Below are 11,663 nucleotides of genomic sequence, written 5' to 3'. Positions count from 1 at the left end.
GCGACTACTCCACCACCTACCCCACCCAGGCCAACCAGTCCGACGCCTACTACGGGCACAAACTCGCCGGAGGCTTCGGCAACTCAGGCGAAGGCACCGCCCTGGTCCATCAGGGCGACTGGTGGTATCTGATGCTTTCCTACGGCGGACTCGGGCAGACCGGGGGCTACCAGATGCGTGAATTCCGCTCCCGTTCCATTACCGGCCCCTACCTGGACCAGAACGGCAAGCCGGCCGTCTATGGGCGTGCAATGAATGATCTGGATGCCAACCGGGGCCTGCGTATCGACTCCTCCTTCGCCCAGCCCGGACAGGACCAGGTGCTGACCTCCCAGGGGGGCAACGCACTGTTGGTTGACGACAATCGTGTCTTTAACGTTTACCACACACGCTTCGTGCGTGCTGAGGGCAACCTGGAAGAACATCAGGTCCGGGTCAAGCAGATGGTGCAGACCCCTGACGGATGGCTGGTCATGACGCCCTTCGAATACCGGGACTCGGTGGGCAGGGTCTCCGCCAGCCAGGTGGTCGGCGACTACCAGGTGGTGGTCCATGATCCGGTCCGTTACTATGCGGGGTCCGGTCTGCCCAGCCCGGCCATCTACCGGTCGGTGTCGGTGAGCCTGCTGGCTGGCGGTCGGCTGGGCGGCCAGGTGAAGGGCTCCTGGACCGCGACTGGCGGCGACCTGACCATCAAGGTGGACTCGGCGGATCCGGGCACTCTGTTGCATGGCGTCTATCGGGCCAAGCTGGGCCGACAGCTCGATGAGCAGGGCCACCCGGTCGCATTCTTCTCGGGGCTGGGCGGCGATGTCTTCACCGAGGCCGGCGCCGACGTCTCCAAGGCAGCAGGTGCTGCGGCCATCTGGGGTTCGCGTCCCCTGACCGATGCCGATGGCGACAGCGGTCATGCGACTGTTCCCGCCACGGACTCCACTCATACACCTGCAAGTCGCTCCGGCAAGGAAGGCAAGGCCGGTCGTTTGCCCTCGACTGGAATGGCCCTGTCGGCTCCCGTCGCTGCCGCATCTGCGGCCCTCGTCTTGGGTCTGGGAGCACTGGTGTTCACCGCCATTCGCCGAGCCCGGGGCTGAACCCGAACACTGCCCAAGCAGCTCTCCGCCTCCGACTTCGTCGTCCGGCGGAGGGTGGGCAGTCCGCTAATATTCAACGTTGTATATTGGTCATATAGACCAGTACCTCCGTCTTCGTGATAGGAACACATGATGAGCGCATACCACAATCCCCTGGTACTCCAGCGGGCCGATCCCTGGGTCATCAGGCACAGGGACCTCTACTATTTCACCGCCTCCTACCCGGCCTATGACAGGATCATCCTGCGTGCCGCCGCCAGGCTGAATGACCTGCAGGCCGCACCTGAGCGCACTATCTGGCGCAAGCACGAGTCCGGCCCCATGAGCAAGTACATCTGGGCGCCCGAACTCCACCAGATCAACGGAGCCTGGTACATCTACTTTGCCGCTGCAGAGAAGGACTTCGGCTCTGCCGATCTGCCCACCCACCGCATGTATGTGCTGGAGAATACCAACGAAGACCCCATGGAAGGCGAATGGACCGAGAAGGGGCAGATCCATACCCCGATCGATTCCTTCTCCCTGGACGCCACCACAGCGGTGATCGGGGGCAGTCAGTACCTGATCTGGGCCCAGAAGGATCCGGCCATCGAGGGCAATTCCAATCTCTATATCGCCCGCATGGCCAATCCCTGGACGCTGGCCACTGATCCTGTCATGCTCTCCAAGCCCGAATACGACTGGGAATGCATTGATTTCAAGGTCAACGAGGGGCCGGCGGTCCTGCTTCACCAGGGCATGATCTACCTGACCTACTCGGCCTCGGGCACCGGGGTCCCTTACGCGGTGGGCATGCTGACCGCCCGTGAGGATGCCGACCTGCTGGATCCGGCCTCGTGGACCAAGAGCGATCACCCTGTCTTCAAGACGGCAGAGGAGAACCATCAGTATGGCCCCGGCCACAACTGTTTCACGGTCAGCGAGGACGGCAGCCAGGACCTGATTGTCTACCATGCCCGTAACTACACACATATCGAAGGGGATCCCCTCTTCGATCCCAACCGCCATGCCAGGGTCGGACTGGTCACTTGGACCGACCATGGCCCGGACTTCGGACGGCCTCTGCCGGACGATCGGTGGACCCCGACAAGCCGTCAGATCCTGCCTCCCGACGGTAGTCATTGAGCGTCATTGCCGGGCCAAGCCCGACACGCTTGTACATCGTTGGAGAAGCGAGTAGTATATAATTTGCAACGTTAGAAAGATGTCGGTTTACAAAGGCGTGGGCTACGTTCACGTATCTGGGAGCGTGACCAAGCGATGCAAGCCATTGGACCAGATGGGCAGGACATGGTTGTTCCGGTCGTCATCGGTTCCTTTGTAACCGTTGCTTGATGTCGAAAGGACAGAGACAATGAAGGCAATCAGAAAGGCTGCGGTAGCCGCAATCGCGCTCGCCACGCTCAGCACCGTAGGGCTCTCGGCCTGCGGTTCCGGCAGTGGTGGCAAGGATGCCAAGGGCAAGGACGGCGTTACCAACATCGTCATGTGGCACGGATTCTCCGAGGCCGATGGCAAGACTCTGAAGAAGATCGTCGAGAACTTCAACAAGTCGCAGAAAAAGTATCACATCGATGCCCAGCTGCAGCCCTGGAGCACCATCGGCGAGACCATGGTCACCAAGGTCACCTCGGGCGACGGCCCCGACTTCGTCACCACCGGCGCCGACAACGGCCAGGGCTGGTCCATCGACGGCACCTTCCAGTGCGTGCAGGACTTCTATGACGATCCCTCCAACGAGACCAAGAACTACCTGCCCAACGTGACCAAGCAGACCGAGTTCACCATTGATGGCAAGAAGCAGCAGTGCGCGGTCCCCATGGGCTACGCACCCACCACCGTCTGGTACAACACCGATATGTGGAAGGCCGCCGGCCTGACCGATCAGGACTATCCCAAGACATGGGACCAGCTCCTGGATGTGGCCAAGAAGCTGACCAAGGGTGACGGTTCCCAGTACGGCATGGCCCTGTCCGACTCCGGATGGGCGGCTTTCATGAAGGGCAACGGCACTGGTCTATACGACACCAAGGGCAAGGTCACCATCAACTCCGAGCAGAACAAGGCCTTCCTGCAGAAGATGCGCGAGTTCTACAAGGGCGGTTACTCCAAGACCGGCATGGATGACACCGCTGCACGCGAGTCCTTCGAATCCGGCCAGTCGGCCATGGTCATCGTCGGCCCCTGGGAGGACCAGGCAGCCACCGACAAGGGCATCAAGCACGATCTGTTCCCCGTGCCCAACGGAGATGGCACCTATGTCTACCCCGACGGCAGGAAGGGCTCCAACACCGGTTCCACCGGCCTGTATTGGTGGGTCACCTCGCAGGTCAAGGACGAGGCCAAGAAGAAGGGCATCTACGCCTTCTTCAAGTACTACAACAACCATGACAACCAGGTCATGTGGTCCCTGGGCTCCGCCTATCCGCCGAACAACAAGACCGTGACCACCGAAGAGCTCTCCAAGCGCCCCCTGATCGCCAAGGTCTCCGAAAACACGGACAACTCCTACATCGGCATCGCCGGCCTCAAGGGCGGCTTCGGTGATATCTCGGCCACGCTGGATTCAGTGACCCAGAACACCGCCCGCACCGACGATGACATTTCCGCCTCGCTGTCCAAAGCCTCCAACAAGATCCAGAAGTATCTGGACGAGTACAAGGCTGAGGACTGATTGACCATCCGCCCATGAGAAGCCGGTCTGGCGGCCAGTAGTGCCGCCGGCCGGTCCCTCATGGCTGACCGTCGCCCGGGCCCGGTGTCCGGGCGGCACTTTGGAGTACCTATGTCCACTACCACTGGGATCCCACCCGCGCAGAGCGCCGACGCGGCCATCAAGGAGAACAAGAAAACTCTTTCCAGGCGCAATATCCGCATAGGGCTGAGCTTTATAGCCCCGGCCCTGATTGTTCTGTCGGTCTTCGTCTTCTACCCGACCATCAAGACCTTCTTCACCTCGCTGACTACAGACCGCATCAACCGTAAGGGCATCTTTGTCGGTCTGCACAACTATGCCGAGCTGTTCACGAACGCGGACTTCTGGACCGACTTCCGCAACACGGTCATCTACGCGGTTGCCTATGCGCCGCTGGTGGTCATCGTGGCCCTGGCCTTCGCCCTGTTGCTCAACCGCAAGGACATCAAGGGGGTCGGCTTCTTCCGCACCTGCCTGTTCATGCCCTACATCATCTCGCTGACTGTGGCCTCCATCGCCTGGAGCTTCCTCCTCTCGCCCTCCCTGGGTCTTATACCCTACTGGGGCAAGGTGCTCTTCGGCATCCAGCACATGGATCTGCTGGGAACCAAGTCCACGGCCCTGGCCACCATCATCTTCATCACCGTATGGAAGAACTTCGGCTATTTCATGGTCATCTTCCTGGCCGGTCTGCAGGGGATCAACCCGGACCTGTACGAGGCGGCCTCCCTGGACGGAGCCAACGCCTGGCAGCGCTTCCTGCACATCACATTGCCCGGGCTGCTGCCCACTTTCAACTACGTGGTCATCTTCGGGCTGATTGGATCCTTCCAGGTCTTCGACCAGGTCTTCATTCTGACCTCCGGAGGCCCCGACCGCGCCACGGAGACCATCGTCTACCGCATCTACACCGAGGCCTTCGGCAACGGCAAGATGGGTTACGCATCGGCCCTGTCCTATGTCCTGCTGATCATGACGCTGATCATCGGCGTTATCCAGCTGGTCTGGAACAACAAGCATGAGAAGGAGGAAATCGGATGAGCCAGTCGACTCCTACCGCAATCGAGCACGATAAGCTGCTCAGGAGGGCCCATGCCAGGCACATGGTGGCCAGGGTCCTGACCTACTTCATGCTGATCCTGATGACGGTGATCATCATCTTCCCCTTGTTGATTGTGCTGATCACCTCCTTCACGCCCAACAAGCTGACCCAGACCTGGCCGCCCAAGGTGATTCCCTCCTCATTCACCCTGGACAACTACACCTCGCTCTTCCAGCGGATGCCCATCGGCAAGCAGCTGATGAACACAGTGATCTTCGCCGGGGCTGTGACGGTCTTCTCGGTCTTCTTCGACTCCCTGGCCGCCTACGGGCTCTCCAGGATCGACTTCAAGGGGCGCGGCTTCCTGCTGGGAATCCTGATCGCAACCATGATGATTCCTGCCATGGCCCTGCTGATCCCGGTCTACAAGCTGCTGGCAAGCATGGGTCTGGTCAACTCTTACTGGGGCATCATCATCCCCAGGCTGGCTGATGTGGGCGGCATCTTCCTGCTGCGGCAGTTCTTCATCTCCCTGCCTAAGGATCTGGACAACGCGGCCCGCATCGACGGTGCCGGTGAGTTCCGCATCTTCTGGCAGATCATCCTGCCAAACGCCAAGTCCGCGGTGCTGGTGGTGACCATGTTCAACTTCATGGGCAACTGGAACGACCTGCTCTGGCCATTGATCATGACCAGCCGCCCGGAGACCAGGACCATCACCGCCGGTCTGGCCATGCTGACCGGGCACGGCTCCTCGGTCACGCCTTACGGCGTGGTCATGGCAGGTGCTCTGATCTCGGCGCTGCCCCTGCTGATCGTCTTCTTCTTCATCCAGAAGAGTTTCGTGCAAGGCATCGCCATGACGGGCATCAAGTGACCGACGAGGCCGACATCATCGGCACCAGGTACAGGGCCCGTTGAGGGGCGGGCCGCTATGCTTGGTACCCAAGGGGCCGACGGGGGATGACTAACCTCCGTCGGCCCCTTGTTTGTTCTGGATTTAGACTGGGCTGGTGAACGTTGCGGACGGGGAGGTCAGGCATGGATGAGCGTCAGGACGATCAGTATGGGCTGAGCTCCGACCAGGAGGAGGCCCTGGGGGTTCTGGCATCGGCGGATCCCCATGCCGGACAGTCCAAATGGACCATCTTCAGGCAATTGCCGCCGGATAAGCGTTGGCCCTACTTCGCCCAGCACTTCCTTCCTGGTATTCTGGCCGCTGGTCTGGTACTGGCCCTTCTGGTCAGCCTGGTCGTCACCAGACTGACCAGGCCGCCGGACCCGCTTATTTCAGTCCAGGGCTTCAACATGAGCGCCCAGGAGGCGGGATTCGACCGCCTCAAGCAGGGATTCATGCGCGACCGGGGAATCAAGGACGGTCGGCTGGTCGACATGGAGGCGACCCTGACGCTGAATGACCAGGGCTACGACGATTCGGCCAAGGCTCTGACCCGGGTCACCGCCGGCGAGATCAACATGGTGATCGCCCCCGCGGGACTCTTTCCGACTCTGTGCAAGCGTGGGCTGGTGGCTAAGCCCTCGCAAGGATTGAAGGGCGACGACCTGCGGCGGTTGGCCAGCCAGGGCGTTCTGGTGGATTACAAGGGCCGGCAGGTATCGAATCCCTCCCATGCCATGGGTCTGGATCTCTCCCGCTCATCGCGTTGGAGGCAGGTGCCTGGCCTGCCTGATCATGCCATCCTGGGGCTGAGCAACGTAGCCGACACCGCGTCCTACGTCCGGGCTTTCGTCGACTATATGGATTTCGACTGAGTTTGCGGGTCCCTTTGAACCGTGTTTGTGACATGGCGTCCCAGGGTGGATTCCCGCTTCAGCAGATGGTATCCCACAATAACTCTGCGAGGGGCTCGGTCCGAATCTTCCTGACCCTCCTGCTGACCGACATGATCCAGCATCATGGAGACGGCCATCCGCGCCATCTCAGTGAAATCCACTGCCACTGTGGTCAGGGTGGGGACAGAGTAGGCTCCCGGTTCAATCCCGTCGAAGCCGGTGACCGCGACATCCTCGGGCACCCGCACTCCGCATTCAGCCAAGCCGCGGATGACGCCAAGTGCCAGGGCGTCATTCATGCAGCAGAGGGCATCGTAGGGCATGCCCTGGCGGACCAGGGCGTGGGCCGTCCGCCGTCCGGCCGGGGTTGACCAGTCACAGGCGACCAGAGCCTGGGAGGTATCCATGCCCAGGTCTTGCATGGTGTCCAGAGCCTGCCGGTAGCGGTTCCGCCGTAGGGTCACACTCAGGGCATGGCTGGCGCTCAGGGCTCCCTGATGGCCGCCCACCACGCCGATTCTCCGCCGCCCGCAGGCATGCAGATGGCGTATTGCGGCGGTCATTCCGTCCCTGCTGGGAGTCTCAATGGAGTCGTAGCAGGCCTGGTTCTGCACGCTCATATCGTCGAAGAGCAGAACCGGTAGCCCGTTGGCCACCTGCTGGATCTCCCGGGCGCTGTTGTGAGTGGAGCAGACGAAGAGACCGTCGCACATGGACGAGCGCAGCTCCTGGATTTGGTGGAGCTCCTTGGCCTTGTCGTACTGGCTGACCTGGATGATCAGCTTCAGGTTCCTGGCGAAGAGCCGGTTGGACAGGGAGTTGGCCAGCCTGGCGTAGTAGCCGTTCTCCAGGTCCGGCACAATCAAGGTAAAGATGCCTGACCGGCCCGAGCGCAGGGCACGGGCTGATACGTTGGTGGAGTAGTGGAGTCGCTGGGCCTGTCTGATGACCTTGCGGCGTGTAAGCGGTTTGACGATGTCCATGCCGCGAAGGGCCGCCGAGGCTGTCGATGGTGATACGCCTGCGGCATCCGCTACATCCTTAAGTGTTACCACCGCTTCGCCTCCTTGCGAACTTGACCGGGAACCGACGGATTAAGTTTGGTCCCATAGGTCGACCTGCTTATCGAATCGTTGCAATAATTCTATGTCTATCATTTGATGAACGCGCCTATAACAGCAATGATTTGACAAGGTAGTAGCAAAAACTGCATAATCAAATCGTTACGATTCCTATGGGATGACGACAGGTTTCACCCTCTGCAAGTATGCAAAGACGTATGCGTAGGCAATGCAGCCCGGGTCCTGTATGACCCGATTTGCTTGCCAGGCCTTTCAAGGGCCGGGAATGGAGAAGGAGACTGATCATGACAACCAAGGCAACGATGATGAAGGGCCTGGCCGTACTGTCGGCACTGGCCATGGCGGGCACTCTCGCCGCCTGTGGCGGGGGGGGGGGGGGTCCTCCACCGATGACAAGGGACGGCCTATAGTCAAGATTCTGGTGGTGAAAAACTCCAACGAAACCAAAATGGCCGACATGACCTGGACCAAGGAGCTTGCTGCCGACTGCGACTGCTCCATTCAATGGCACGAAGTCAGCGACGATGCCTGGGGGCAGCAGAAGAATGCCTCGCTGGCTGCAGGCGAGATTGACGATCTGAACATCAGGGCTTTCAATCCGGACGATGCCGTCCGCAATCCCTCGGCCTTCGAGACCTTGGGGGATGACCTGGACAAGCTCCCCAATGTCAAGCGCTTCTTCAAGGAGCAGCCCATAGCCCGCAAGTTCGTCACTGTAGACGGCAAGGTCCGTGTCCTGCCATCCAGCCGCACCAAGGGGTTCCTGGCCTCGGGACAGCATCTGATGATCAACCGCGTCTGGCTGGAGAAGCTGGGGCTCAAGGCCCCCACCACCTGGGACGAGATGCGTACGGTCATGGAGGCCTTCAAAACACGCGATCCCAACGGCAATGGCAAGGCCGACGAGATCGCCTTCAACCCACGGGCCCTGGTCACCGGCAAAATCGGCGACTGGTGGAGCCCCTTCCTGATGATGAATTCGACCGGCATCGTCACCCATTTCAACTCCGGACCCTCGCAGCAGGGGATCTATCTGCGCGACGGCAAGGTCGGCAACTGGATGCAGACAGATCAGTTCCGTCAGGTCATCGCCTTCTACCGCGAGATGGTCGAGAAGGGATGGGCCCCCTCGGACTGGGTCACTGCCAAAGGCGACAAGTACAACGCCCGCAACCAATCTGACGGGCAGACCGCCACGGTGGGCATGGTCTTCGGCTGGGACGACTCTGCCGTGGGATCCTACGGGTCGGCCATCGCGCAGCAGTATGAGAGCATCCCAGTGCCTGCGGCCGACGGGGTTTCCGCCGACAAGGTGGTCTGGGACGGCTCGCGCGAGGCCAACCGGTTCGAGGACTACCACATGGCCATGTCCGCCAATGCGGCCAACAAGGATGCCGCACTGAAGGTCATCAACCTGCTCTACTCCGAAAAGTACTCCATTCAGCAGCTCTACGGCTCCCTGACCGATAAGTACCTGGAGAAGACCGGTCCGCACGCCTACCGTGTCACCGACAAGTTCCACCAGGCCCAGGACGCGGCCAAGATTCCGGCCCTGGAGGACCGGCTGGCCGGCTGGATTCCTGATGCGGTCACTGTTGAGGGCGACCGGGGTATGGACCATGTGGCTGCCGTGGACAAGGCCTATGAGGAGCAGTACAAGCACTACGACCACGAGCGGGACATGATGCCTATTTATGTGCGTATCAGCGAGGCGGATCAGAACACCGTGGCGAACAACAACACCGCCCTGTTCAACTACGCCGTGCCTGTGGTCTCCAACTGGCTGGCCAAGGGGGGCGTCCAGGATGATGCCGCCTGGCGGGACTTCCAAAGCAATCTGAAGAAGTATCAGATCGATCAGAACACCACGATCTGGCAGAAGGCCTACGACAAGGCCTTCAAGGTCAAGTAAGCCGATTGGCGCGGGTTGGGGTCCGGCGGTCGGCTCCGTATATCATGGCCGGTCGCCGGCTCCTCTGGCAAGGAGGTTGAAGGTGCGTGCGGACAAGGAAGCGATTGAGCGCGGTAGCGACGCGCAGGTGGTGGATAACGACAAGGTGCGGAAAACCTGGCCTCTGCATAAGCGGCTGGCCTGGCATTTCCGACAATACTGGCAGCTCTGGCTCATGGCTCTGCCGGCCCTGGGCTTCACCCTGCTCTTTGCCTACGTGCCCATGTATGGCATCCAGCTGGCATTCAGGGACTTTGTCCCAGCCAAGGGGCTGACCGGTGGCCGATGGGTGGGGATGCAGTACTTCCGGCAGTTCTTCCAGTCGCCCCTCTTTGCCTCCACCATGATCAACACCTTCAAGATCAGCCTGGGGACGCTGGTGCTGGGGTTCGTCACCCCTATCATTCTGGCCCTGCTGATCAACCAGATCGGTTCGCAACGAATCAAGGGATTCGCCCAGACCATCACCTACATGCCCCACTTCATCTCAACCGTGGTCATCGTGGCCATGCTCAACATCTTCCTGACACCCAACACCGGGCTGATCGGCCGCTTCCTGGGCAAGGACAACGTCCTGGACAGCCCCGGTGCCGTGGCGCCCATCTACTGGATCAGCGAGGTCTGGCAGCACTGTGGATGGAACGCCATCATCTATCTGGCGGCCCTGAGCTCGGTGGACCTGTCCCTTTATGAGGCGGCCAAGATGGACGGGGCAGGCCGGCTGCAGCTGATCAGGTATGTGGATCTGCCCACCATCATGCCCACCTGTGTGGTGCTGCTGATTATGAATATGGGCTCGGTCCTATCCGTGGGCTTCGAAAAGGTCTGGCTGATGCAGAACGCCATGAACCTGCCGGGTTCCGAGGTCATATCCACCTATACCTTCAAGATCGGCATCCAATCTTTCCAATTCAGCTACGGAACGGCCATAGGCCTGTTCAACACGGTCATCAACTTCGTCTTCCTGGTCGCGGCCAACTGGATATCCAAGCGGGTCACCGACACCAGCATCTTCTGATTGTGCAGGATAAGGAGCGTCATCATGACTAGCAGCAACGTCGCGCAACCGGCACCCAAGGCCGACCCTGGGGCCATCCCGTGGAACAAGCACACCAGACAGCAGCAGAAGCCGGGCGATCTGGCCGTCGACATCGTCATAGCCCTGCTTCTGGTCGTCATTCTTCTGGCGGTCATCTACCCGCTCTGGTTCATCGTGGTCGCATCACTGTCCAACCAGGGGGCGGTCTCCTCGGGACGGGTCACGCTCTGGCCCGTGGGCTTCACGTTGGCCGGCTACCAGAGGGTTTTCCAGGATGCCCGCATCTGGACCGGCTATGGAAATACTGTTCTGTACGCCGTCCTGGGCACGGCTCTGAACCTGGTGGTCACCATGCCTGCGGCCTTCGCGCTGTCACGCCTGGAGTTCAAACCCCGCAGGGTGCTGCTCTTCCTGTTCACCTTCACCATGTATTTCGCCGGCGGGCTCATCCCCAACTACCTGCTCTACAAGCAGTTGGGCCTGCTCAACAGCATGTGGGTCTTCATCCTGCCTGGTGCCTTGAGCGTTTGGAACCTGATCATCGCCCGTTCATTCTTTGAGACCTCCATACCCGAGGACCTGCATGATGCGGCGCGTATCGACGGACTGAGCTACTTCGGCTACTTCATGAAAATCGTCATCCCCTTAAGCTCGGCCATCATCGCCGTCATTGGCCTCTACTACTTCGTGGGCCACTGGAATGACTACTTCACCGGTCTGATTTACATCCGACAGGAGGCCAAGGAGCCTCTGCAGAACGTCCTCCAGTCCATTCTGCTGGCCAATCAGACCAACCAGATGGGCACCGGCAATGGCGGCCAGAACGTCCTGCAGCAGCAACAGCTGGCTGACCAGATCAAGTATGGCGTCATCATCGTATCCACCCTGCCCCTACTGATCATCTATCCCTTCCTGCAAAAATACTTCAACAAGGGAGTCATGATCGGCGCGGTCAAGGGATGAGAT

The 11,663-nt window shown here is 60.3% G+C and carries 10 protein-coding genes; 9 read left to right on the top strand and 1 reads right to left on the bottom strand.

What is annotated here, in order from left to right:
* From GKC41_RS05335 to GKC41_RS05310, 6 genes are all read left to right on the top strand, one after another.
* Positions 1-1,094: glycoside hydrolase family 43 protein (locus GKC41_RS05335; RefSeq protein WP_154313288.1), on the top strand; the 1,094-nt coding region annotated here is incomplete at its 5' end.
* Between the two features lie 132 nt (positions 1,095-1,226).
* Positions 1,227-2,219: a family 43 glycosylhydrolase gene (locus tag GKC41_RS05330; RefSeq protein ID WP_154313304.1), complete on the top strand. Its 993-nt coding sequence runs from the start codon at positions 1,227-1,229 to the stop codon at positions 2,217-2,219.
* A 229-nt stretch (positions 2,220-2,448) separates the two neighbouring features.
* Positions 2,449-3,768 carry an ABC transporter substrate-binding protein gene (locus GKC41_RS05325; protein ID WP_046322308.1) on the top strand — a complete coding sequence of 440 codons (1,320 nt, stop codon included), beginning with the start codon at positions 2,449-2,451 and terminating at the stop codon, positions 3,766-3,768.
* Positions 3,769-3,879: 111 nt separating this feature from the next.
* On the top strand, positions 3,880-4,830 hold the full coding sequence (locus GKC41_RS05320; protein ID WP_154313287.1) for a carbohydrate ABC transporter permease: 951 nt from the start codon (positions 3,880-3,882) through the stop codon (positions 4,828-4,830).
* Positions 4,827-5,708 carry a carbohydrate ABC transporter permease gene (locus GKC41_RS05315; RefSeq protein WP_154313286.1) on the top strand — a complete coding sequence of 294 codons (882 nt, stop codon included), beginning with the start codon at positions 4,827-4,829 and terminating at the stop codon, positions 5,706-5,708. Before GKC41_RS05320 ends, GKC41_RS05315 begins: the two co-directional genes overlap by 4 nt.
* Before the next feature lie 164 nt (positions 5,709-5,872).
* Positions 5,873-6,604, top strand: a complete 732-nt coding sequence (locus GKC41_RS05310) for a hypothetical protein (RefSeq protein WP_154313285.1) — start codon at positions 5,873-5,875, stop codon at positions 6,602-6,604.
* Here the strand turns inward: GKC41_RS05310 and GKC41_RS05305 are convergent.
* A complete protein-coding gene (locus tag GKC41_RS05305; RefSeq protein WP_324612052.1) occupies positions 6,586-7,680 on the bottom strand; it encodes a LacI family DNA-binding transcriptional regulator in 1,095 nt (364 codons plus the stop codon). The two genes, GKC41_RS05310 and GKC41_RS05305, sit on opposite strands and share 19 nt — an antisense overlap.
* 292 nt (positions 7,681-7,972) lie before the next feature.
* On the opposite strand from GKC41_RS05305, the gene GKC41_RS05300 reads away from it, so the two are divergent.
* The 3 genes from GKC41_RS05300 (at position 7,973) to GKC41_RS05290 (ending at position 11,660) form a co-directional block, all read left to right on the top strand.
* Positions 7,973-9,619, top strand: a complete 1,647-nt coding sequence (locus GKC41_RS05300) for an extracellular solute-binding protein (RefSeq protein ID WP_229281646.1) — start codon at positions 7,973-7,975, stop codon at positions 9,617-9,619.
* A 127-nt stretch (positions 9,620-9,746) separates the two neighbouring features.
* Positions 9,747-10,676 carry an ABC transporter permease gene (locus tag GKC41_RS05295; RefSeq protein ID WP_324612056.1) on the top strand — a complete coding sequence of 310 codons (930 nt, stop codon included), beginning with the start codon at positions 9,747-9,749 and terminating at the stop codon, positions 10,674-10,676.
* Positions 10,677-10,700: 24 nt separating this feature from the next.
* Positions 10,701-11,660, top strand: a complete 960-nt coding sequence (locus GKC41_RS05290) for a carbohydrate ABC transporter permease (RefSeq protein WP_154313283.1) — start codon at positions 10,701-10,703, stop codon at positions 11,658-11,660.
* Positions 11,661-11,663 lie beyond the last annotated feature (3 nt).

Origin of the sequence: Bifidobacterium asteroides (assembly GCF_009683175.1) — a bacterium.
In the GTDB taxonomy this organism is placed as follows: domain Bacteria; phylum Actinomycetota; class Actinomycetes; order Actinomycetales; family Bifidobacteriaceae; genus Bombiscardovia; species Bombiscardovia asteroides_H.
Note: the sequence above shows the minus strand (reverse complement) of the source record. Positions and strands in the feature narration are given on the sequence as shown.